Annotated in this window: 17 protein-coding genes, 1 pseudogene and 1 riboswitch; of the genes and pseudogenes, 10 read left to right on the forward strand and 8 right to left on the reverse strand. The window is 69.1% G+C overall.

All coding sequences use genetic code 11. The features are described 5' to 3' along the window. Positions 1 to 79: 79 nt before the first annotated feature. Genes ASC56_RS26065 through ASC56_RS26075 form a run of 3 tightly spaced genes read right to left on the reverse strand, consistent with a single transcriptional unit; the run spans position 80 to position 2,111 of the window. Positions 80 to 1,234 (reverse strand): cystathionine gamma-lyase, encoded by a 1,155-nt coding sequence (locus tag ASC56_RS26065; protein ID WP_055493981.1) that lies wholly within the window; start codon positions 1,232 to 1,234, stop codon positions 80 to 82. Next, on the reverse strand, positions 1,231 to 1,722 hold the full coding sequence (locus ASC56_RS26070) for a low molecular weight protein-tyrosine-phosphatase (RefSeq protein ID WP_055493982.1): 492 nt from the start codon (positions 1,720 to 1,722) through the stop codon (positions 1,231 to 1,233). Before ASC56_RS26070 ends, ASC56_RS26065 begins: the two co-directional genes overlap by 4 nt. An 8-nt stretch (positions 1,723 to 1,730) precedes the next feature. Then, positions 1,731 to 2,111 (reverse strand): phage holin family protein, encoded by a 381-nt coding sequence (locus tag ASC56_RS26075; protein WP_055493983.1) that lies wholly within the window; start codon positions 2,109 to 2,111, stop codon positions 1,731 to 1,733. Positions 2,112 to 2,170: 59 nt separating this feature from the next. Between ASC56_RS26075 and ASC56_RS26080 the strand changes: the two genes are divergently transcribed. The 4 genes from ASC56_RS26080 (at position 2,171) to ASC56_RS26095 (ending at position 4,500) form a co-directional block, all read left to right on the forward strand. After that, positions 2,171 to 2,488 (forward strand): cupin domain-containing protein, encoded by a 318-nt coding sequence (locus ASC56_RS26080; RefSeq protein WP_055493984.1) that lies wholly within the window; start codon positions 2,171 to 2,173, stop codon positions 2,486 to 2,488. A gap of 166 nt (positions 2,489 to 2,654) precedes the next feature. After that, on the forward strand, positions 2,655 to 2,867 hold the full coding sequence (locus ASC56_RS26085; RefSeq protein ID WP_055493985.1) for a DUF5326 family protein: 213 nt from the start codon (positions 2,655 to 2,657) through the stop codon (positions 2,865 to 2,867). A gap of 250 nt (positions 2,868 to 3,117) precedes the next feature. Beyond that, on the forward strand, positions 3,118 to 3,963 hold the full coding sequence (locus ASC56_RS26090) for an IclR family transcriptional regulator (protein ID WP_234377060.1): 846 nt from the start codon (positions 3,118 to 3,120) through the stop codon (positions 3,961 to 3,963). Between the two features lie 99 nt (positions 3,964 to 4,062). Then, entirely contained in the window at positions 4,063 to 4,500 is a 438-nt protein-coding gene (locus tag ASC56_RS26095; RefSeq protein WP_055493986.1) for an SsgA family sporulation/cell division regulator, read from the forward strand. A 165-nt stretch (positions 4,501 to 4,665) separates the two neighbouring features. On the opposite strand, the gene ASC56_RS26100 is transcribed toward ASC56_RS26095, so the two are convergent. Further along, positions 4,666 to 6,114 (reverse strand): YibE/F family protein, encoded by a 1,449-nt coding sequence (locus tag ASC56_RS26100; RefSeq protein ID WP_055493987.1) that lies wholly within the window; start codon positions 6,112 to 6,114, stop codon positions 4,666 to 4,668. Positions 6,115 to 6,185: 71 nt separating this feature from the next. Next, positions 6,186 to 6,341, forward strand: a riboswitch (TPP riboswitch). Between ASC56_RS26100 and thiC the strand changes: the two genes are divergently transcribed. Then, the gene (gene thiC / locus ASC56_RS26105) at positions 6,334 to 8,118 is read left to right on the forward strand and encodes a phosphomethylpyrimidine synthase ThiC (protein WP_055493988.1); all 1,785 of its coding nucleotides are present in this window, start codon (positions 6,334 to 6,336) and stop codon (positions 8,116 to 8,118) included. It overlaps the preceding riboswitch by 8 nt. A 91-nt stretch (positions 8,119 to 8,209) precedes the next feature. Here the strand turns inward: thiC and ASC56_RS26110 are convergent, their stop codons facing one another. The 4 genes from ASC56_RS26110 to ASC56_RS26125 all read right to left on the reverse strand — a co-directional run bounded on the left by ASC56_RS26110 (position 8,210) and on the right by ASC56_RS26125 (position 12,842). Further along, positions 8,210 to 9,025, reverse strand: a complete 816-nt coding sequence (locus ASC56_RS26110) for a glycosyltransferase family 2 protein (protein WP_055493989.1) — start codon at positions 9,023 to 9,025, stop codon at positions 8,210 to 8,212. Between the two features lie 306 nt (positions 9,026 to 9,331). Continuing rightward, the gene (locus tag ASC56_RS26115; protein WP_055493990.1) at positions 9,332 to 10,198 is read right to left on the reverse strand and encodes a hypothetical protein; all 867 of its coding nucleotides are present in this window, start codon (positions 10,196 to 10,198) and stop codon (positions 9,332 to 9,334) included. A gap of 194 nt (positions 10,199 to 10,392) precedes the next feature. Beyond that, positions 10,393 to 11,502 carry a metallophosphoesterase gene (locus tag ASC56_RS26120; RefSeq protein WP_267887638.1) on the reverse strand — a complete coding sequence of 370 codons (1,110 nt, stop codon included), beginning with the start codon at positions 11,500 to 11,502 and terminating at the stop codon, positions 10,393 to 10,395. Positions 11,503 to 11,729: 227 nt separating this feature from the next. Then, the gene (locus tag ASC56_RS26125; protein WP_055493992.1) at positions 11,730 to 12,842 is read right to left on the reverse strand and encodes a LacI family DNA-binding transcriptional regulator; all 1,113 of its coding nucleotides are present in this window, start codon (positions 12,840 to 12,842) and stop codon (positions 11,730 to 11,732) included. 459 nt (positions 12,843 to 13,301) lie between these two features. Here ASC56_RS26125 and hisC point away from each other — a divergent pair, with 459 nt between their 5' ends. From hisC to cydD, 5 genes and pseudogenes are all read left to right on the forward strand, one after another. Continuing rightward, positions 13,302 to 14,381, forward strand: a complete 1,080-nt coding sequence (gene hisC / locus ASC56_RS26130; protein ID WP_055493993.1) for a histidinol-phosphate transaminase — start codon at positions 13,302 to 13,304, stop codon at positions 14,379 to 14,381. A 245-nt stretch (positions 14,382 to 14,626) separates the two neighbouring features. Then, positions 14,627 to 15,630 (forward strand): annotated as a pseudogene (locus ASC56_RS38430) (IS5 family transposase). A 279-nt stretch (positions 15,631 to 15,909) separates the two neighbouring features. After that, complete coding sequence (locus ASC56_RS26145; protein WP_055493995.1) at positions 15,910 to 17,418, forward strand: cytochrome ubiquinol oxidase subunit I; 1,509 nt, start codon at positions 15,910 to 15,912, stop codon at positions 17,416 to 17,418. Between the two features lie 18 nt (positions 17,419 to 17,436). Further along, complete coding sequence (cydB, locus tag ASC56_RS26150; protein WP_055493996.1) at positions 17,437 to 18,444, forward strand: cytochrome d ubiquinol oxidase subunit II; 1,008 nt, start codon at positions 17,437 to 17,439, stop codon at positions 18,442 to 18,444. A 99-nt stretch (positions 18,445 to 18,543) separates the two neighbouring features. Then, positions 18,544 to 22,095, forward strand: a complete 3,552-nt coding sequence (cydD, locus tag ASC56_RS26155) for a thiol reductant ABC exporter subunit CydD (RefSeq protein ID WP_055493997.1) — start codon at positions 18,544 to 18,546, stop codon at positions 22,093 to 22,095. The last annotated feature ends 38 nt before the right edge of the window (positions 22,096 to 22,133 follow it).

Consider the following 22,133-nt stretch of genomic DNA (forward strand, 5'->3'; position numbering starts at 1 on the left):
CGTAGTGGGGTACCCCGAGGCAGCCCGCCGTCGTCCCGGCCGTGCGGAGCGAATGCGCCGGCCACCGTTCAGGGCATGGTCACCGCGCCGACTCGTCCAGCGCACGCAGCACATCCGCCACCAGGTCCTCGGGGTCCTCGGCACCGGCCGAGAAACGGATGAAGCCCTCTGGCACCGCGTCCCCGCCCCAGCGTCCGCGCCGCTCGGCGGTGGATCGTACCCCTCCGAAACTGGTCGCCTCGTCAACGATGTGCAGTGCGTCCAGGAAACGGTCGGCACGCGCGCGTGTGGGCAACGAGAACGACACCACGCACCCGAAGCGCCGCATCTGCCGCACGGCGATCTTGTGCGAGGGGTCGTCGGGCAGCCCCGGGTACCGCAGCCCGGTCACCTCGGAGCGGCCGCGCAGCGCTTCGGCGACCGCGAGGGCGTTGGCGGTCTGCCGGTCGGCGCGCAACTGAAGCGTGGCCAGCGAGCGGTGCGCGAGCCAGGCCTCCATGGGGCCCGGGATCGCGCCGACGATCTTGCGCCAGCGCCGTACGGAGGTCATGGGACCGGCGTTGCGGGACACCACGTATCCGAGCAGGAGGTCCCCGTGCCCGGTGAGCATCTTGGTGCCGCTGGCCACGGAGAAGTCGGCGCCCAGTTCGAGGGGCCGCTGGCCGAGCGGGGTCGCCAGGGTGTTGTCGACGGCGACGAGGGTGCCCTGAGCATGGGCAGCGGCGACGAGCCGCCGCACGTCACAGACGTCGAGCCCCGGGTTCGAGGGGGTCTCGATCCACAGCAGCTTCGCGCCGTCGAGGACGCCGAGCTGGGCGTCGTCGCCGGTCGGCGCGGTGCGCACCTCGATGCCGTACGCGGTCAGCTGCTCGCGTACCAGCGGCAGCACCTGGTAGCCGTCCGCGGGCAGCACCACTGCGTCGCCGGCGCGCAGTTGGGAGAAGAGGACGGCCGAGATCGCCGCCATGCCGGAGGCGAAGGCGAGCGTCTCGACGTCGTCCTCGCCGGGCGCCTCCAGCTCGCCGATGGCGCGCTCCAGATGCGTCCAGGTGGGGTTCTCGTCACGGCCGTAGGCGTACGGGCCGGTCGGCTCGCCGGGCAGGTGGAAGTGCGCGGCGAAGACGGGACCCGGAAGGGTCGGCTCGTGCTTGACCGGCTCGGGCAGTCCCGCCCGCACCGCGCGCGTACCGTCGCCCATCCCCGCACCGGACGTGTCGACATCCCCTGACGTCATGCTGCCTGTCCCTCCACATGCTCGCGTACGGCGGCGAGCAGGCCGGGGCTCGCCGCCTCCACCATCTCAAGACACGCCTCGAATCCCTCCATCCCCCCGTAGTACGGGTCCGGTACGTCGAGGTCGTCGTCGGCGGCCGGGTCGTACGAGCGCAGGAGCCGGACCTTCGCCGCGTCCTCCGGGGTGGGCGCGAGACGGCGCAGGACCTTGAGATGGCCGGAGTCGAGGGCGATCACGAGGTCGAGGCGTGAGAACCAGGAAGGCCGGAACTGGCGAGCGATGTGATTGCTGTCATAGCCGTTGTCCTCCAGCACGGCGACGGCGCGCGGATCGGCGCCGTCCCCCTCGTGCCAGTCACCCGTGCCCGCGCTGTCGACCTCCACCAGCTCGTCGAGACCGGCCTCCTCCACCCTTGCGCGGAAGACGGATTCGGCCATCGGGGAGCGGCAGATGTTGCCGGTGCAGACGAAGCAGACGCGGTAGGTCATGGGGCTCATCAGTCCTTGTCGTCGGGCAGCACGATGTGCAGCGCCCAGGAGACGATCGAGATGATCAGGCCTCCGAGGACGGCGGTCCAGAAGCCCTCGACATGGAAGCTCAGATTCAGCTTGCCCGCCAGCCACGAGGTGAGCAGCAGCATCAGGGCGTTGACGACCAAGGTTATGAGGCCGAGCGTCAGGATGAACAGCGGGAAGGTCAGCACCTTCACGATCGGCTTGACCAGGAAGTTCACCAGGCCGAAGAGCAGCGCGACGACGATCAGCGTGCCGATCTTCTTGCCGGTGCCGGAACCCGTCAGGGTGATCTTGTCGAGCAGCCAGACCGCGACGGCCAGGGCCCCCGCGTTGGCGAGCGTCTTGACTACGAAATTCTTCATGTGTCTGATCGTGACAGACGCGACCAGAGGCGAGTACCGAGCGAGGGCGGACAAGGGCGATGAAGGCATTCCGGCTGGACGAACTGGAGGCGGAGCGCGCCGCCAACGACGGTGCCTACCTGCAGTTCCTGAGGGAGCGGAACATGTCGGTCGGCCTCTACGCGCTCGGCGCGGGCGACTTGGACCCACAGAAGCCGCATCAGCAGGACGAGGTGTACGTCGTCGTCAGCGGGCGTGCCTCGATCACCGTCGGCCTGGAGACCACCCAGGTCGGGCGTGGCAGTGTGGTGTACGTGCCCGCCGGGGTCGCCCACAAGTTCCACCACATCACCGAGGACCTGAGGGTTCTGGTGGTGTTCTCTCCGCCCGAGAGCTGAGGCCCGTCTCGGGGTTCCCTAGGGGGACGATCAGGGGCGGACAGGGGATGCGCGTGCCCCGTTGCGCCCCCTGGCGGTCCTAGCATCGAAGCAGGACATCGAAGGACCCGGAAGCACAGCCCCGGACGGTAGGCGGGGCGACGGGCCAAGAGACAAGGACAAGGCGATGCGAGAGATCTTCGCGGGTTTGCCGTGGTGGGTGAAGTGGGTCGCGGTGCCGGTCATCGCCCTGGTCGTCTTCGGCGGCGTGATCGCGACCGTCATCGGCTTCGTCATCGGGCTGCTGTTCAAGGTGCTGCTCTTCGTCGCCCTGGTCGGCGGACTGATCTACGTCGTACGGAAGTTCATGTCGAGCTCGTCGTCCCGCGGCGACTGGTGAGCGGTCCCGGAGCGGGGTGAGCCGATGGCCCCTGCGTCGTACGGGAGTTGCCGGGGAGATGTCCGTAACAGGAGCCCGGTAACAGGAAGCTGGGGTTCCCTCGGGCGAGGGAAGTTTTCCCGGGGATGCCGTCGGCGGGCGGCGGCAGACCGTTAGAGTCCGGAACTCGGCGCGCGGCAGGCCCCGTGCGCGGCGCATCCCCTCCCGTGTTCTCGCGCGGGAGGCCCATCTCGCGCTCCGGGAGTGACCTTTGGCCACGGTTGGCACCGCACCCGCGGACTCACCCGCCCCGCCCGCACAGCGACGCTCGTCACCGGCGGAGGCGCACCTCCAGCCCGCGCAACCGCAGTCCACCACACTCATCGGATCCGTGCAGCGGGCGATGCGGCTGCTGGAGGCCGTCGCCGACCGTGAGTACGGGGCCCCCGCCAAACAGCTGGCCCGTGAGGTCGGCCTGGCGCTGCCCACCGCGTATCACCTGCTGCGCACTCTGACCCACGAGGGCTATCTGCGCCGGGAGAAGGGCCTGTTCTTCCTCGGTGAGGCGGCCGAGCGGCTGAGCGGCAGCGCAGCCCAGCAGAAACGTCGCAGCATGGTGAACGACGCGCTCGCACGATGGCGTGATTCGATCGGCGCCCCTGTGTACTACGCGGTGTATCGCGAGGGTGAGATCGAGGTCCTCAGTGTTGCCGACAGTCCGGGCACCCCGGCGGTCGAGGAGTGGGCCGACTTCCGGGAGACCGCACATGCCCACGCGATCGGCCAGTGCCTGCTCTCCCAGCTCGACGACGAGGCCCGCCGTGACCACCTCGCTCGGTACCCGGTGCAGTCGATCACGCCGTACACGGTGCGTGACGGGCGGGCGTTTCTGCGGCGGCTGGAGGGGCTGGGACGCATGGAACCCGTCATCGAGCGCCAGGAGTACGCGCTCGGGACGTCCTGTGCCGCGGTTCCCCTGACGGCCGGAGCGACGGCTGCGGCGGTGGCCATCTCCCTGCCCTCGCACCAGGCCGACCGGCTGCTCCCGGCGGCACGTCAGCTGCAGGCGGAGATCGGGAGACTGCTGGGGACACTCCCCCTCTCTATCAGCATCTGAAAACTCACTCCTTGTGATCTGCCGTGTACGTTCAGCAAACTTCCAGCAGGTGTCAGGGGGTCATTCCTGGCCAGTCGACGGCTACTGACGGGGTAGGCGATGCGCGAGTCGGTACAGGCAGAGGTCATGATGAGCTTTCTCGTGTCGGAGGAGCTGTCATTCCGCATTCCGGTGGAGCTTTACTACGAGACCTGCGATCCCTATGCCGTGCGGCTGACCTTCCACTTGCCTGGCGATGCGCCGGTGACCTGGGCGTTCGGACGTGAGCTGCTGGTCGACGGGGTGGGTCGGCCGTGCGGCGACGGGGACGTGCACATCGCGCCCGCCGAGCCGGACGCCTTCGGAGATGTGCTGATCCGGCTGCAGGTGGGCGGTGACCGGGCGCTGTTCCGGTCCGGTGCGGTGCCGCTCGTGGCCTTCCTCGATCGCACGGACAAGCTGGTGCCGCTCGGGCAGGAGGGCTCCCTCGCGGACTTCGACGCGCATCTGGACGAGGCGCTGGACCGGATCCTGGCGGAGGAGCAGAGCACGGGCTGAGGCGGCGTACGGCGCCGTAACGGTTCCTCGCCGACGGTAGGGGTCGGTTGGGTGCCGTAACGGTTCCTCGCAGGCGTACGGGGCCTCGGCGGGTGCCGTAGCGTTTCTGCGGGCGGCGCAGTGGGCGCCGTAACGCTTCTGCGTGGCCGTCCGGCCCGGTGCGTCTCACCGCTTGCGGCGGCGTCCCCGTCCACTACGGGCCGGTGCCGCGGCCGGGGCGGCGGTCGTACCCGGGCGGTCGGCCGCGACCACGAGGGCGGCCAGGGCCGTGGTCACCGGAACCGAGGCGACCAGGCCGATCGAACCGACGAGGGTGCGCACGATCTCCTCGGCGACCAGTTCGCTGTTGGCGACGGTGACGACACTGCTCTGCGCGATCGAGAAGAGCAGCAGCAGGGGCAGGGCGGCGCCCGCGTATGCCAGGACCAGGGTGTTGACGACCGAGGCGATGTGGTCGCGGCCGATGCGGATGCCCGCACGGTACAGGCCACGCCAGCCCATCGACGGATTCGCCTCATGCAGTTCCCAGACCGCCGACGTCTGTGTCACCGTCACGTCGTCGAGGACACCCAGCGAACCGATGATGACGCCGGCGAGCAGCAGACCGCTCATGTCGATGTGCGGGTAGAGACCGTGGATCAGACCGGTGTTGTCGTCCGTGTTGCCCGTGAGTGCGGCCCAGCTGATGAACTGCGAGCCCAGCACACCGATCAGTGACAGCGAGATGAGCGTGCCGAGCACCGCTACGGAGGTGCGGGCCGAGAGACCGTGGCACATGTAGAGGGCGATCAGCATGATGGCGCTCGATCCGACCACGGCCACGAGCAGCGGATTCGAGCCCTGCAGGATCGCCGGCAGGATGAAGAGGTTCAGCACCAGGAAGCTGACGGCCAGTGCGACGAGTGCCATGACACCGCGCATCCGGCCCACGATCACCACGGCGACGGCGAAGATCCCGGCGAGCAGCGCCATGGGGAACTTGCGGTTCACATCGGCCACCGAGTACTGCAGTTCCCTGGGAGCGGAGGGCTCGTAGGCGACCACGACCTTCTCGCCCTGATGCAACTGGCGTGACTGGTCCGGCTGGACGACCTCCGTGAAGGTGCGGCCCTGGTCCGCGCCGGTGTCGACGCGAACTGTCGCCTTCTTGCAGGTGCCGGCGGCCTGCTGCTGGGCCGAGGAGCCCTCGGCGGTGGAGGTGTCGCCGGTCGGGGTCCCACCCGAGGCGTTCACGGACTTGCAGTCCACCTCCACGACCCTGGTGACCGTGGCCTGCTGGGTCTGCCGGTCGAAGCCGACGCCGGTGCGCTTGTGCGGCGGGACACCGCCGGGCCACAGCACCACGAGACCCACCACGACCGCCGCGGTGAACGGGATGAGGATCGCGGCGATGACTCTGCGCAGGTGCCGCGACACGGGGGCCGCGGGGCCATGGCTGTGGGAGTGGCCGTGTCCACCGCCGGATCCATGATCGCGGCCACCTCCGGGGCCGGGCCCGCGCCCGTCTCCGGGGCCATGGCCACCTCCCCGTCCATGGCCGTGTCTGTCGCCTGGGCCATGGCCATGGGGCGGCTCTGAGGAGGGGGGCGGGGGCGGATACTGCGTCGTGGTCACCGACCGATCATCGCAAGAAGGCGCAAGGCCCACTGTTCAGCTCGTGTAATTAGACGCTAGCGTGAGGGGACCTTTGCACACGCGGGAGCTCGGAGCACCGGGCTGAGAGGGCGCTGACCTCCGCAGACGCGATGTTTCACGTGGAACATCGCCGGCGGAAACCGCTGCGTCGACCGCTGAACCTGTTACCGGGTAATGCCGGCGTAGGGAGTAGGTCTCATGACCATGAAGGACGCACGCACGCCTGCCTCCGTCCAGGGTGAACAGCCCCAGGAGGCCGGGAAGTCCATCGGCTGGCACAAGGCATACGTCGGGGGTTCGCGCCCCGATCTGCGGGTGCCGGTCCGCCAGGTGCACCTCACCAACGGGCGGTCCATCGCCCTGTACGACACCTCCGGCCCGTACACCGATCCACTCGTCGAGACCGATGTCCGCAGGGGTCTGGCACCGCTGCGGGAGAACTGGATCATCGCCCGCGGCGACACCGCGGAGTACACCGGTCGCCCCGTCCGCCCCGAGGACGACGGGATCAAGCACACCGCGCCCCGTGGCGGGCTCCGCAACCTCGACGCGGTGTTCCCGGGACGGCCGCGTCAGCCGCGCCGTAGCCGTGACGGCAAGGCGGTCACCCAGCTCGCCTACGCACGGCGCGGCGAGATCACCCCCGAGATGGAGTTCGTGGCGATCCGGGAGAACGTCTCCCCAGAGGTCGTACGCGAGGAGATCGCGGCGGGTCGCGCCGTTCTCCCCGCGAACGTCAACCACGCGGAGACCGAGCCGATGATCATCGGTAAGCGGTTCCTGGTGAAGGTCAATGCCAACATCGGCAACTCCGCGGTGACCTCCTCCATCGAGGAGGAGGTCGAGAAGATGACCTGGGCCACCCGCTGGGGCGCCGACACGGTCATGGACCTGTCGACCGGCCGCAACATCCACACCACGCGCGAGTGGGTGCTGCGCAACTCGCCCGTACCGATCGGCACGGTGCCGCTCTATCAGGCCCTGGAGAAGGTCGACGGGAAGGCCGAGGAGCTGACCTGGGAGATCTACAAGGACACGGTCATCGAACAGGCCGAGCAGGGCGTGGACTACATGACGGTGCACGCGGGCGTGCGTCTGCCGTATGTGCCGCTGACCGCGAACCGCAAGACCGGCATCGTGTCGCGGGGCGGCTCGATCATGGCGGCCTGGTGCCTGGCGCACCACAAGGAGTCGTTCCTCTATGAGAACTTCGAGGAACTGTGCGAGATCCTGGCGGCGTACGACGTCACGTACTCGCTCGGCGACGGCCTGCGGCCGGGCTCGATCGCGGACGCCAACGACGAGGCGCAGTTCGCGGAACTGCGCACGCTCGGGGAACTCAACCGGATCGCCCGGCGTTTCAACGTACAGACCATGATCGAAGGCCCGGGGCACGTCCCGATGCACAAGATCAAGGAGAACATCGACCTGCAGCAGGAGATCTGCGATGAAGCTCCGTTCTATACGCTCGGGCCGCTGACGACGGACATCGCGCCGGCGTACGACCACATCACCTCCGGCATAGGTGCCGCGATGATCGCCTGGTGGGGCACGGCCATGCTCTGCTACGTCACGCCCAAGGAGCACTTGGGGCTGCCCAACCGCGACGACGTCAAGACCGGCGTCATCACCTACAAGATCGCCGCCCACGCAGCCGACCTCGCCAAGGGGCACCCGGGCGCGCAGGAGTGGGACGACGCGCTGTCCGACGCGCGCTTCGAGTTCCGCTGGGAGGACCAGTTCAACCTGGCGCTCGACCCGGACACGGCCCGTGAATTCCACGACGAGACGCTTCCGGCAGAGCCGGCCAAGACGGCCCACTTCTGCTCGATGTGCGGACCGAAGTTCTGCTCGATGAAGATCTCCCAGGACATCCGCCGCGAACACGGTGGCACCCGGAAGGAGATCGAGGAGGGCATGGCCCAGAAGTCGAAGGAGTTCGCGGCGGCGGGGAACCGCGTGTATCTGCCGTTGGCGGAGTAGCCCGCGGCCGGCAACAGGGGCCCCGGTCATGGCTGGGGCCCTCTGCGGCTGCCTCATGACGTCGCCTCGCAGGCCCGAGTTCGCGAGTGGCTCAGGCCGATCGGTCCTGCTTTCGCGGCGGCATCGGTCGGCGGGCCGCGGTGAACAGACGTGCCAGGGTGGCCGATCTGCCGCTGTCCGCCTTCTGCGGGGTGATGGCTGCCACTCCCTCGTCGAGCCAAGAATCCCAGGCGGGCCGCTCCTGCGGCCGCAGTCGGCCATGCGCCACGGCCATGTCCAGGATCGCCCTGCCGATCTCGTGGGCCATGCTGCCGCCGTTGTAGCGGAACCGGCTCTCGATGATGCCAAGGTGACAGACGCTCGCCGTACCACCGTCGAGGGCGATGGAAATGTTGAGGAATGCCTCTACACCGAAGTCGGCCGGCAACGTTTTCCGGATGTGCTCCGTCCTGATCGCCCGGTATCCAGTCAAGGAATTGGCGCCGAGGAATCCGACCTCCGGAAAGAGCTCGGCGGTCAGGGGTTCGTAGATGGTGAATGTGGAACTCAGTATCGTCCCGGGGTAATCGTATTCGTAGTCGCCGACGATGTGGGCGGCGGTGCCGGATGCCGCGGCGTCGCGCAGCACGGCCGGCACATTGTCCTTCGACGACACGAGATCGGCGTCGAGGAAGCAGACCCACTCGGTCCGGACCTCCGCGAGAGCCGCGTTCATCGCCGCGCCCTTGCCGCGCGGTCCGCGCAGGACCTCTGCCCCGGCCCTGGCTGCCTCCGTCGCGGTGTCGTCGGTCGACGCACTGTCGACGACCAGGACACGGTCGCCGGGGTGTGCGGCGGAGCGCGCTTGCTCGACGATCGTCGCCACGGTGGCTTCTTCGTTGTAAGCGGGTATGACAAAGGTGAACATTCGATTCCTTTTCCCAGCCCCGGCGTGGGCAGGTCGCACAGACGAAAACGATCTTCGCTGGAAACCATACGTGGCGTGCTGGGAATGTGCGGCGTCGGATGCTTTCGGTACGCCGTGGGGCCGGAATCGAAACCGTTCTGTCGATATGGTGAATCAGGAGTGAAAGTCCGCAGCGGTCATGGTGGGCTGTTTCCGGCGTCCGTCCCGAGGAAGAGGTGAACGCCGTCCTGAACGGTTACGTTCCCGGACGGCGTTCGTCTTTCCCCGGAGTCCCCCGAGGGAACATCGGAGACGGGAGGGGGCCCCTCACTCCGGCTGGTGCTCCGGTCCCCCGAAGTCCGGGCTGGTGAAGTCCGGGCTGCTGAAACTGGGGCGCGGGCCCGCTGCGGGGCCGCTCTCGGGGCTGCTGAAGCCCGGACGGTCGTAGCCGAGGTGCGGAATGCGGCTGGGTGTCGGTTCCGGCGTCTTCCGGCTCAGCGCGGCCGCGCCCGGGTCGCTGAGCGCCTCACGGAGGAACGGCAGGATGCCGCGCTCCAGCAGCGCCTCGTGCCAGGCCTCCCTGGCCCGGGCCACCTCCGCCGTCAACTCCGCCCGGGCGCCCGCCGCGTGATCGGAGGCGCTGTTGCGCAGGGCGGTGACCAGCAGGCCGATCGCGGCGATCAGGATCGCCGCCGCGGTCACCGCGCCGAACACCCACCCCGTGATCAGGAGGGTCCGGGCGAACGCCTGGTCGGGGTTGACCATCTTGAGGATGTAGCCCACGAGCAGGAAGATCGCCGCGGCGGCACCGGCGAGGAAGGGAGCGAGCACCGCGGCGACGGCACCGGCTCCGGCGCTCGCGGTGGCCTCTCCCACGGTCGCGGCGAGCCCCAGGACGTCCGCGTCCGGCTCCGTGACGCCGGCGGTGCTCTCGTGGACGGACGGGGTGGACGGCGCCGGCCGGCGCAGTTTCTCGCGGACCTTCACGTAGTGGAAGTACTCGGTGGCCGCCGCCGCGGTGATGAGGGCGGTGGCGTTCAGCGCCATGGTGCGCAGCTGTTCGGGGTTGAGCCGCTGTCCCACAGCGGCCAGATCCGGACGGTGTGGTGCGGAGCGCAGCGCCTCATCGAGGATCCGCTCGTAGTCCTGGCGGTCCTCGCTCAGCAGGTGCTGCGGAACGCTGTTCATGTGCATCCCCCGATGCTCCGTAGGGCTTGGGGCTCGGCATGCTGACGAGCCGTCGGGCAGAAACGGAGGGGAGCCTGCTACGGATAAGCCGATGGTAGAGCGGTTACGGCACACGGTGACAGGGGGTTTCCAGAAATTGCCTCCTGGTCGGGGCCCCGTTCGGCAATCCGCCGTCCGGGGGATGCCTGCCCGGTGAACGCTCAGCCGACCAGGGGAAGTTGCTGGACCAGCAGCTTTCCGGCCATGGTCACGCCGCCGTCCATCGCGATCGCCAGCCCGTCCGCGTAGATGTGCGGACCCTCGACGACCGGACCCGCGCCGTCCTGGTCGTCCTCGGAGCCGACCTCGCCCAGGAGGTACGGGATGGGGCTGTGGCCGTGGACGATGCGCCTGCCACCGTAGGTGTCCAGCAGGGACCGTACGGCGTCGGCGCCGCCCTCGTCGCGGAAGGAGAAGCGCTTGGTGAACTTCCTGAACAGGTCCCACACCTCGTCCGCGTCGTTGCGCGTGAGCGTCTCGCGGATGGTGTCGTTGACCGCTTCGATGGAGTCGCCGTAGTCGAGGTAGGCGGTGGTGTCCGAGTGGACCAGCAGATGTCCGTCCACCTCCTCCACCGCGTCCAGACGGGCCATCCACTGGAGGTGGTGGTCCTGAAGGCGGTCCATGTCCGTCTTCTGGCCGCCGTTGAGCAGCCAGGCCGCCTGGAAGGTGGCCGTGCCCGCGCCGGAGTTGACGGGCGTGTCGCCGAACCGCTTGGCACCGAGCAGCAGCAGCTCGTGGTTGCCCATGAGCGCCTTGCAGTAGCCGCCTGCCGCGGCGGCCTCCGCGGACAGCCGCATCACCAGGTCGATCACGCCGATGCCGTCGGGCCCGCGGTCGGTGAAGTCGCCCAGGAACCACAGCCGTGCCGTGCCCGCGGACCAGTGCCCCTGGGCGTCGATGAGGCCCTTCTCCTGGAGGGCCGCAACGAGTTGGTCGAGATAGCCGTGGACGTCCCCGACGACGAACAGCGGGCCGGGGCCGTCGGCGGGCTGCGGGGCTGGTGCGGTCGTGGGATCCACGGTCACCTGGAGCGTGTCATCGCGGTTGATGACCGGGAGGTCCCGCTCGGTGGGCGTGTACGCGTCGGAGTACCCCTGCGGGTACCCCTCGGGTTCCGCGACGGGCGCGGCGGCCTCGCCGGGCGGCGTGCTCTGCGCGTACGGACCGGTCTCGTGGACGTACGCAGGCACCCGGAAGTCGCGCAATGTCGCCGTCCGCTCCACCTCGGGTCCCTGACCGGCCCCCTGAGTCATCGACCCCTCCACCATCGCGCCGCATCTGCACCCCATCGGACTGCCTGGTCGCAGCGGCCCGCGGTGCCGTGGGCCCATCATAGGAATGCGGATCGCGCCATGTGATGACCCAGGGGTGGTGAATCGGGGCGGGACCCCGGCTGACCGCGGCATTCGCCCCATATAGGCGGTGCTTTCCCTCTCGCGAGCCCGGCGGTGCGCCGTCCGCGGGCAACCTGTGCGTCACCCGCGGGTCACCGACGCTACCCCTGCTCGGGCGACCGGGGCGGGCTGATCGTCGTGCGGGGTGGTCGCCGCTCCGAGGACGTCCGCACGATCAGCTCTGTCGGTATCACCTGCTCGACCGGCCGCTCCGACTCGACTCCCTCGATCGCGTCGATGAGGAGCTGGACCACGGCGGTGCCGATCCGGCGTGGCTTCAGTGAGAGAGTCGTGACGGACGGTTCGGTGTTGGCGTACACGGCGGACTCGCTGCAGCAGACCAGCAGCAGGTCGTCGGGGACGCGCAGTCCGTAGCGGCGGGCGGCGGCCAGCAGGTCGGTGCCGTTGGGGTCGAAGAGCCCGTAGACCGCGTCGGGACGGTCGGGGCGGGCCAGCAGCCGGTCGGCGGCGACGGCGCCCGCGCACGGGTCGTGGGCCGGGTAGGCCTCGTAGACCGGATCCTGCCCGACACGCTCGCACCAGTTCAGGTACGCGGTGGTGGACAGGTGCGTGTACGTGTCGGTGGTGGTGCCGGTCAGCAGCCCGATCCGGCGGGCGCCCGCCGCCGCCAGGTGGTCGAGGATGTCCAGGACCGCGGCCTCATGATCGTTGTCCACCCAGGCGGTGACCGGGAGTGAGCCGGCCGGGCGGCCGTCGGAGACGACGGGTAAGCCCTGCCGGACCAGCTCGCTGACCACGGGGTCCTGGTCGGACGGATCGATGACGACCGTGCCGTCCAGGGCGACGTTCGACCACACGTCGTGGCGGGAGGTCGCGGGCAGGATGACCAGGGCATAGCCCCGGGCGAGCGCGGCCGAGGTGGCGGCTCTGGCCATCTCCGCGAAGTACGCGAACTCGGTGAAGGTGAAAGGTTCATCCCCGTACGTCGTCACGGTCAGGCCGATGAGGCCCGATTTGCCCGTACGGAGGGTGCGGGCCGCGGCGGAGGGGCGATAGCCCAGCCGGTCGGCGACCTCGCGGACATGGCGTCGGGTGGCGTCCGGCAGCCGGCCCTTGCCGTTGAGGGCGTCGGAGACGGTCGTGATGGAGACCCCGGCGGCGGCGGCCACGTCTCTGATGCCCGCCCGGCCCGGCCGGCTGCCCCGGCGGGAGGTCTCTGCCCGGCTCACCTGGTGCTTCCCTGCTGCTGTCATGGCGAGCCGATAGTAGGGCTCATGCGGTGGGGTAGTGCGGACGCATATGCACTCGTTGACAGGCACGTTTCTGCATGGTCAATCTTCCCCAAAGGCCTTAGGAATCAATGGAGTTGAGCTATTCAACGATGATACGTAGTGTGTTGGCGCGCATGAGCCTGCCAAGGTGCCCATATTTCGAAGAGGTCTCAACTCACCTTCACGAGGGATGCGCGCCACGGCGTGAGCTACCGGCGCGCGGGACAAGGGAAGACGCGCCCCTGATGCGCGCGCCTTGATCCGGCGATACTCCGGTTCATACGGCTTCATACGGCGACGCGCGCCTTCTGGTTCACCGATGTGCCCGGGAGGGACCCGGATGTCCACAGCCCATTCGCAGCGGCGTCGAATCCTCATAAGGTGAGAAGCATTGGAACCGGTGGCGGTCATGAGCCGGTGGTGTGCGCGAGGAGGACTGCGGTGAGCGAGACAAGCCCGAGGCTGCGTGCCGTGCTGGAGGGTATCCCCACCTACAGGCCCGGCAAGCCCGCCGCGGCGGGGTGCCAGGTGGCCTACAAGCTGTCCTCGAACGAGAATCCTTACCCGCCGCTGCCGGGCGTGATGGAGGCGGTGACCGAGGCGGCGTGCTCCTTCAACCGCTACCCCGACATGGCGTGCTCCGGGCTGCTGAGCGAGTTGTCGGAGCGCTTCGGCGTGCCGTCGTCCGACCTCGCGGTCGGCACCGGCTCGGTCGGCGTCGCCCAGCAGCTGATCCAGGCCACGAGCGGCCCGGGCGACGAGGTGATCTACGCCTGGCGGTCCTTCGAGGCGTACCCGATCATCACCCAGATCAGCGGTGCGACGTCGGTGCAGGTGCCGCTGACCGAGGGCGAGGTGCACGACCTGGACGCGATGGCCGACGCGATCACCGACCGCACCCGGCTGATATTCGTCTGCAACCCGAACAACCCGACCAGCACGGTGGTGCACCGGGAGGAGCTGGAGCGCTTCCTCGACCGGGTGCCGGCCGACGTGCTGGTGGTGCTCGACGAGGCGTACCGGGAGTTCATCCGCGACGTCCGGGTGCCGGACGGCGTCGAGCTGTACCGCCGGCGGCCGAACGTCTGCGTCCTGCGCACCTTCTCCAAGGCGTACGGCCTCGCCGGGCTGCGTGTCGGCTTCGCGATCGCCCATGAACCGGTGGCCGCGGCGCTGCGCAAGACGGCGGTGCCGTTCGGGGTGAGCCAGCTGGCGCAGGAGGCGGCCGTCGCCTCGCTGCGCGCCGAGGACGAGCTGCTCGGCCGGGTCGGCTCGCTGGTGTGCGAGCGCATCCGTGTGGTCGACACGCTGCGCGCCCAGGGCTGGACGGTGCCGGAGACCCAGGCGAATTTCTTGTGGCTGCGGCTGGGGGAGCGCACGGTGGACTTCGCCGCCGCCTGTGAGCAGGCCGGTGTGGTCGTGCGGCCCTTCCCGGGCGAAGGGGTGCGCGTGACGATCGGTGAGGCCGAGGCGAACGACATCTTCGTGAAGGTGGCGGAGGGCTTCCGCAAGGCGTCCTAGTTGTCCTAGTGCTGCGACCGGAAAGGTTCACCGGCTCGCGGCGTCCGGCACGGCACCTCGCCGCGTTGTCGCATCGCCCGAGTACATCCAGTACGCGGGCGACGCTCCGCCTTGCGATGCACCGCACCGGACGCCGCGAGCTTCCCGGCAAACCTTTCCGGCCACAGCACTAGGGCCTGTGTGAGGTCGTGATCAATCTCGGGTTCTGGTCCCGTGCGGGGACGGGACCTGGTAGGACGATGGATGTGACACGTAGGCAACTCACCGACGAGCAGTGGAAGTTCATCGAGCCGTACCTGCCGATAGGCGAGTACGGTCCGTACCCCGAGCGGCTGCGGGAGCAGTTCGAGGGGGTGATCTGGCGGTTCCGGTCCAGCGCCCAGTGGCGCGAGATGCCCTCCGAGTTCGGACCGTGGGCGACCGTCTACGGGCGCTTTCGCGTCTGGCGGGACGCCGGAGTCTTCTCCGCTCTTCTGGAAGGCATGATCGCCGAGGCCGCTCGCCGGGGACAGACGGACTTATCCCTGGTCAGCGTGGACTCCACTACTTCCCGCGCCCACCACGACGCGGCCGGGATGCAGCTCGGCAAGGACATCATGGACGCCCTTGAGGAAGCCGCCGCCGAGCAGGAGCGGGCCCAACAAAAAGGGGCGGCCCGCCGGGACAGAACGGGCAGGACGGCGGCGACGACCCCGAGCAGGAAGAGCGACGGCGTATCAGGCGACGGCGCAAGCTCCGCTTGAACCAAGCCCTGCTCGGCAGATCCCGTGGTGGACTGACGAGCAAGATTCATCTCGCCGCGGACCGCAGGTGCCGCCCGCTGTCCCTCGTGCTGACCGCAGGACAGGCCGCTGACAGCCCGCAGTTCGTCCCCGTGCTGCAGAAGATACGGGTCCGTCTTCCTGTCGGCCGGCCTCGAACCCGGCCCGGCGCTGTCGCCGCGGACAAAGCCTACTCGTCCCGCGCTAACCGTTCTTACCTGCGGAAACGCAACATCAAGGCAGTCATTCCTGAGAAGAAGGACCAGGCCGCCAACCGTAAGAAGAAGGGCCGCCGAGGCGGCCGCCCCACGTGCCACGACAGTGATCTTTACAAGGAGCGGAACACGGTCGAGCGGCTCATCAACAAGCTGAAGGCCTGGCGGGGCATCGCCACTCGATACGACAAGACGCCCGAGAGCTACCTCGCCGGCCTCCACCTCCGTGCCTCAATGATCTGGATCAACGACCTGCTGAAGGCAACTGGCTGATCACAACGTCACACAGGCCCTAGCCCCCTGCACGCGCACGCGAGAGGCGGCACCCCGGGATTCGTTCCCGGGGTGCCGCCTCTCTCATGAGCTGTCTCTCATGAGCTGTCCGACCTGGCGCATCGCTTAGGGGCCCCCTCCCGTAGGCCGCGAAACCGTATGCGCCATAATTGCTTGTGAATGTGAACGCGTTCACAAGCGCGCCGATTGCTCCGTCGATGTGCGTGACAAGCGGGGCAAACCGCCGCTCGTGATCGCGGCGAGGTAAGGAGAGACGACGTGAACCTGGCTCTGGCGCCGGAGACACTGGCGCGATGGCAGTTCGGCATCACCACCGTCTACCACTTCCTGTTCGTGCCGCTGACGATCTCGCTGGCCGCCCTGACGGCCGGCCTGCAGACCGCCTGGGTGCGGACGGAGAAGGAGAAGTACCTCCGGGCCACGAAGTTCTGGGGCAAGCTTTTCCTGATCAACATCGCGATGGGTGTCGTCACCGGCATCGTCCAGGAGTTCCAGTTCGGCATGAACTGGTCCGCCTACTCGCGCTTCGTCGGTGACGTCTTCGGTGCGCCGCTCGCGTTCGAGGCCCTCATCGCCTTCTTCTTCGAGTCGACGTTCATCGGGCTGTGGATCTTCGGCTGGGACAAGCTGCCGAAGAAGCTCCACCTCGCCTGCATCTGGATGGTCTCGATCGGCACCGTCCTGTCGGCGTACTTCATCCTCGCGGCCAACTCCTGGATGCAGCACCCGGTCGGCTACCGGATCAACAAGGCGAGGGGGCGCGCCGAGCTCACGGACTTCTGGCACGTCCTGACCCAGAACACCGCGCTCACCCAGGTCTTCCACACCCTGACCGCGTCCTTCCTCACGGGCGGCGCGTTCATGGTCGGCATCGCCGCCTTCCACCTGGTCCGCAAGAGGCACATCGCCGTGATGAAGACGTCGCTGCGGCTGGGGCTGGTCACCGTCGTCATCGCCGGCCTGCTCACTGCGGTCAGCGGCGACCTGCTCGGCAAGGTCATGTTCAAGCAGCAGCCGATGAAGATGGCCGCTGCCGAGGCCCTCTGGAACGGTCAGAGTTCCGCGCCGTTCTCGATCTTCGCCTACGGCGACGTGAGCAAGGGCCACAACACCGTCGAGCTGTCCGTCCCCGGCGTACTGTCGTTCCTCGCCAACGACGACCTCAGCTCCTACGTCCCCGGCATCAACGACACCAACAAGGCCGAGCAGCAGAAGTACGGCCCCGGCGACTACCGCCCCATCATTCCCGTCACCTTCTGGGGCTTTCGCTGGATGATCGGCTTCGGCATGGCGTCCTTCGCCATCGGACTGGCCGGGCTCTGGCTCACCCGCAAAAAGTTCATGCTGCCGCACCATCTGCGGGTCGGTGAGGACGAGGTGCCGCACCTGGTCCTCTTCAGGAAGAAGGCGCTCGGCCCCACGGTCACCACCTGGTACTGGCGCATAGCGATCTGGACCCTGGCCTTCCCGCTGATCGCCAACTCCTGGGGCTGGATCTTCACCGAGATGGGCCGTCAGCCGTGGGTCGTGTACGGCGTTCTGCGCACCCATGACGCGGTCTCCCCCGGTGTCTCCCAGGGCGAGGTGATCACCTCGATGACCGTGTTCACCCTGCTCTACGCGATCCTCGCGGTCGTGGAGGTCAGGCTTCTGACGAAGTACGTCAAGGCCGGACCGCCCGAGCTCAGCGAGGCCGACCTCAACCCGCCCACCAGGATCGGCGGCGACTCCCATGACGCCGACAAGCCGATGGCCTTCTCGTACTAGGCCGAGGGAGCGCTCATCATGCAACTTCACGACGTCTGGTTCGTCCTCATCGCGATCCTCTGGACCGGCTACTTCTTCCTGGAGGGCTTCGACTTCGGGGTCGGCATCCTGACCAAGCTGCTGGCCCGCGACCGCCTTGAGCGGCGCGTGCTGATCAACACGATCGGTCCCGTCTGGGACGGCAACGAGGTGTGGCTGCTCAGCGCGGGCGGCGCGACCTTCGCCGCGTTCCCCGACTGGTACGCCACGCTCTTCTCCGGCTTCTATCTGCCGCTGTTGGTCATCCTGGTCTGTCTGATCGTGCGCGGTGTCGCCTTTGAGTACCGGGCGAAGCGGTCCGAGGAGAAGTGGCAGCGCAACTGGGAGACCGCCCTCTTCTGGACCTCACTGATCCCGGCGTTCCTGTGGGGTGTGGCCTTCGGCAACATCGTGCGGGGCGTGAAGATCGATCAGCATCTGGAGTACGTGGGCAGCGTCTGGGATCTGTTCAACCCGTTCGCGCTCCTCGGCGGTCTGGTGACGCTGACGCTGTTCACCTTCCACGGAGCGGTGTTCACCGCGCTCAAGACCGTGGGGGACATCCGGGAGCGGGCACGGAAGCTGGCCCTGTCGGTCGGACTGCTGACCGCCGTGGTGGCACTGCTCTTCCTCGCCTGGGCGCAGATCGACCGGGGTGACGGCAAGAGTCTGGTCGCGATGATCGTGGCGGTGGTCGCACTGGTCGCCGCGCTCGTGGCGAACCAGGTCGGGCGTGAGGGATGGTCGTTCGCGTTCTCGGGGGTCACCATCGTGGCGGCCGTCGCGATGCTCTTCCTGACGCTCTTCCCGAACGTCATGCCGTCCACGCTCAACGCGGACTGGAGCCTGACGGTCAGCAACGCCTCGTCGAGCCCCTACACCCTGAACATCATGACGTGGTGTGCCGGGATCGCCACGCCGATCGTCCTGCTCTACCAGGGCTGGACGTACTGGGTGTTCCGCAAGCGCATCGGAACCCAGCACATCGCCATGGAGGCGGCGCACTGATTCCGCTCGGTGGGCGTGTTTCTCACGGAACACGCCCACCTGGGATCGCATGGCGTGTTTCACGTGAAACACGCCCGATGGTCAAAGGGTGTGTTTCACGTGAAACCTATCGATCCACGACTGCTCCGCTACGCCCGTGCCACCCGCCTCTTCCTCGGGGCGGTCGTCGGTCTGGGTGCCGTCGGCGCGGTACTGGTCATCGCCCAGGCGATGCTGATCGCCGAGGTGGTGGTCGGCGCCTTCCAGCACCACTCCTCGGTCGGCGAGCTGCGCACCCCCTTGCTGCTGCTGATGGTCGTGGCGGTCGGCCGCGCGCTGGTCTCATGGCTCACCGAACTCGCCGCTCACCGGGCGAGCGCGGCGGTGAAGTCCGAGCTGCGGGGACGGCTGCTGGAGCGGGCGGTGGCCCTCGGTCCCGGGTGGCTGGGGACACAGCGGACCGGATCGCTGGTCGCCCTGGCCACACGGGGAGTCGATGCGCTCGATGACTACTTCTCGCGCTATCTGCCGCAGCTGGGGCTTGCCGTCGTCGTCCCGGTGGCGGTCCTCGCGCGGATCGTGACCGAGGACTGGGTATCGGCGGCGATCATCGTCGGCACGCTGCCGTTGATCCCGCTCTTCATGATCCTCATCGGCTGGGCCACGCGCTCCCAGATGGACCGGCAGTGGCGGCTGCTGTCCCGACTGTCCGGACACTTCCTCGACGTGGTCGCCGGACTGCCGACACTCAAGGTCTTCGGCCGCGCCAAGGCGCAGGCCGAGTCCATCAAGCGGATCACCGGCGAGTACCGCCAGGCAACCATGCGGACACTGCGGATCGCCTTCCTGTCGTCCTTCGCGCTGGAGTTGCTGGCCACGATCTCGGTCGCGCTTGTCGCGGTGACCATCGGCATGCGGCTCGTCCATGGCGACATGGACCTGTACGTCGGGCTGGTCATCCTCGTTCTTGCGCCGGAGGCGTATCTACCGCTGCGACAGGTGGGCACGCAGTACCACGCGGCGGCGGAGGGCCTCTCCGCTGCCGAGGAGATCTTCTCGGTGCTGGAGACGCCCGTGCCGTCCTGTGGGACGCGGCGCCTGCCGGAGGGAGAGATCACCTTCGAGCGCGTGACCGTCCGCTACCCCGGACGGTCGTCCGACGCGGTGTCCGATGCCTCGTTGACGGTCGCACCCGGTGAGACGGTTGCCCTCGTCGGAGCGAGCGGCACGGGCAAGTCGACCCTTCTCCATGTCCTGCTCGGGTTCGTGCCGCCCACCGAGGGGTGCGTACGGGTCGGGGGAGTCGATCTCGCCTCGGCCGATCTGGAGGAGTGGCGCTCGCGGATCGCCTGGGTGCCACAGCGGCCGCATCTGTATGCGGGCACCATCGCCGAGAACGTACGGCTGGCGCGGCCGGACGCGGACGACGCGGCCGTGCGGAGGGCGTTGGGCGATGCCGGTGCGCTGGAGTTCGTGGATGCGCTGCCCGCCGGGGCCGGCACCGTGCTCGGCGAGGACGGGGCGGGACTCTCCGCCGGCCAGCGGCAACGGCTCGCCCTGGCCCGGGCGTTCCTCGCCGACCGCCCGGTGCTGCTGCTCGACGAGCCGACGGCGTCCCTGGACGGGGAGACCGAGGCGGAGATCGTGGAGGCGGTGCGCCGGCTGGCGGTCGGCCGGACGGTGCTGCTGGTCGTGCACCGTCCGGCGCTGCTCGGGCCGGCGGACCGGGTCGTACGGCTGGACGCCGAGGAGCACGCCGCGACGAGCGGTGCCGCACATACCGCGGCCGTTGCCTCGCCCCGCCCCGGGACAGCGGAGTTGGCGTTCGGCCACGACGAGCAGACGTACGCCCCCTCCCCAGCGAGCCGCGGTGGGGTGCTCGCCCGTGTCCGTGCCATGGCCGGTCCCCGCCGCGGCCGGCTCGTCCTCGCCCTGCTGCTGGGCGCTCTCGCGCTTGGGAGCGCCGTCGGGCTGATGGCCACCTCCGGGTGGCTGATCTCGCGGGCTTCCCAGCAGCCTCCCGTGCTGTATCTGATGGTCGCCGTGACGGCCACGCGGGCGTTCGGGATCGGGCGGGCGGTGTTCCGGTACGCGGAACGGCTCGTGTCGCACGACGCCGTGCTGCGGATGCTGGCTGACGCCCGGGTCGCCGTCTACCGGCGCCTGGAGCGGCTCGCACCGGCCGGGTTGCGGATGACCCGGCGCGGCGATCTGCTGTCGCGGCTGGTCGCCGATGTGGACGCGTTGCAGGACTACTGGCTGCGGTGGCTGCTGCCCGTGGGCGCCGCGCTCCTCGTGGCGGCCGGCTCTGTCGGCTTCACCGCCTGGCTGCTGTCGGAGGCCGGTGTCGTCCTCGCCGTGGGGCTGTTGGCGGCCGGGGCGGGCGTCCCCCTGGTGACCGCAGCCGTGGCGCGTCGGGCGGAGGGGAGGCTGGCACCCGCCCGGGGAGTGCTGGCGACCAGGGTGACGGACCTGCTCACCGGGACGGCCGAGCTGGCGATCGCCGGAGCGCTGCCCACGCGTACCGCCGAGGCGCGACGGGCCGATGGTGTGCTCACTCGTATCGCCTCCCGCGCCGCCACCGCCACCGCGCTCGGCGACGGGCTCACCGCGCTCGTCACGGGCCTGACCGTCGCGGCCGCCTCCCTCGTGGGCGCGCAGGCCGTGGCCGCCGGCCGGCTCGGGGGCGTGGCCATGGCGGTCGTGGTGCTCACCCCGTTGGCCGCCTTCGAGGCGGTCCTGGGTCTGCCGTCGGCCGTGCAGCACCGGCAGCGGGTGCGCAGAAGCGCCGAGCGCGTGTACGAGGTGCTGGACGCCCCCGAGCCCGTGCGCGAGCCGGAGCGGCCAGGGCCGGCGCCCTCGTCTCCCTTCCCCCTCGTCCTGGAGGGAATCACCGCTCGTTACGACGGTCGGCAGCGGGACGCGCTCACCGGGCTCGACCTCACGCTGGAACAGGGCCGCAGGATCGCCGTGGTCGGAGCATCCGGTGCGGGCAAGACGACGCTCGCACAGGTGCTGCTGCGGTTCCTTGACACGGCCGCAGGCTCGTACACGCTGGGCGGCACGGACGCGAAGACGCTCGACGGCGACGACGTACGACGTCTGGTCGGGCTGTGTGCCCAGGACGCGCACCTCTTCGACAGCTCGGTACGGGAGAACCTGCTGCTCGCACGGAAGGACGCGAGCGAAGGGGAGCTGCGCGGCGCGCTGGCGCGGGCGCGGCTCCTCGACTGGGCCGACGGGCTGCCCGACGGTCTCGACACGCTGATCGGCGAGCACGGCGCACGGCTGTCCGGCGGCCAGCGCCAGCGGCTCGCCCTGGCCCGCGCGCTACTGGCCGACTTCCCCGTCCTGGTCCTCGACGAGCCCGCGGAACACCTCGACCTGCCGACGGCGGACGCGCTCACGGCGGATCTGCTGGCCGCCACGGAGGGCCGTACGACGCTGCTGATCACCCATCGACTGGCGGGCCTCGAAGCGGTCGACGAGGTGATCGTGCTCGCTGAGGGCCGGGTGGTTCAGCGGGGCGCGTACCCGGAGCTGGCGGCGGTGGAGGGACCGTTGCGGGAGACGGTGCAGCGGGAGGCCCGGGGAGATCTGCTGCCAGGGCAGGCGGGAGAGGCGGGATCGGCGGTCCGGGCCCTCGTCGGTGCCCGCAACCCTTCACCCTGACGCCCGAGCGGAGTTCCCACCGGTCGAGGGATGTCCTG

It is taken from the genome of Streptomyces sp. TP-A0356 (assembly GCF_001417775.1).
Lineage (GTDB): Bacteria > Actinomycetota > Actinomycetes > Streptomycetales > Streptomycetaceae > Streptomyces.

Excerpts from the sequence above, each read along its gene's own strand:
- ASC56_RS26065 (WP_055493981.1), bottom strand. The coding sequence starts at position 1,234 with ATGACGTCAGGGGATGTCGACACGTCCGGTGCGGGGATGGGCGACGGT.
- ASC56_RS26070 (WP_055493982.1), bottom strand. The coding sequence starts at position 1,722 with ATGACCTACCGCGTCTGCTTCGTCTGCACCGGCAACATCTGCCGCTCC.
- ASC56_RS26075 (WP_055493983.1), bottom strand. The coding sequence starts at position 2,111 with ATGAAGAATTTCGTAGTCAAGACGCTCGCCAACGCGGGGGCCCTGGCC.
- ASC56_RS26080 (WP_055493984.1), top strand. The coding sequence starts at position 2,171 with ATGAAGGCATTCCGGCTGGACGAACTGGAGGCGGAGCGCGCCGCCAAC.
- ASC56_RS26085 (WP_055493985.1), top strand. The coding sequence starts at position 2,655 with ATGCGAGAGATCTTCGCGGGTTTGCCGTGGTGGGTGAAGTGGGTCGCG.
- ASC56_RS26095 (WP_055493986.1), top strand. The coding sequence starts at position 4,063 with ATGCGCGAGTCGGTACAGGCAGAGGTCATGATGAGCTTTCTCGTGTCG.
- thiC (WP_055493988.1), top strand. The coding sequence starts at position 6,334 with ATGACCATGAAGGACGCACGCACGCCTGCCTCCGTCCAGGGTGAACAG.
- ASC56_RS26110 (WP_055493989.1), bottom strand. The coding sequence starts at position 9,025 with ATGTTCACCTTTGTCATACCCGCTTACAACGAAGAAGCCACCGTGGCG.
- ASC56_RS26115 (WP_055493990.1), bottom strand. The coding sequence starts at position 10,198 with ATGCACATGAACAGCGTTCCGCAGCACCTGCTGAGCGAGGACCGCCAG.
- ASC56_RS26120 (WP_267887638.1), bottom strand. The coding sequence starts at position 11,502 with ATGGTGGAGGGGTCGATGACTCAGGGGGCCGGTCAGGGACCCGAGGTG.
- ASC56_RS26125 (WP_055493992.1), bottom strand. The coding sequence starts at position 12,842 with ATGACAGCAGCAGGGAAGCACCAGGTGAGCCGGGCAGAGACCTCCCGC.
- cydB (WP_055493996.1), top strand. The coding sequence starts at position 17,437 with ATGCAACTTCACGACGTCTGGTTCGTCCTCATCGCGATCCTCTGGACC.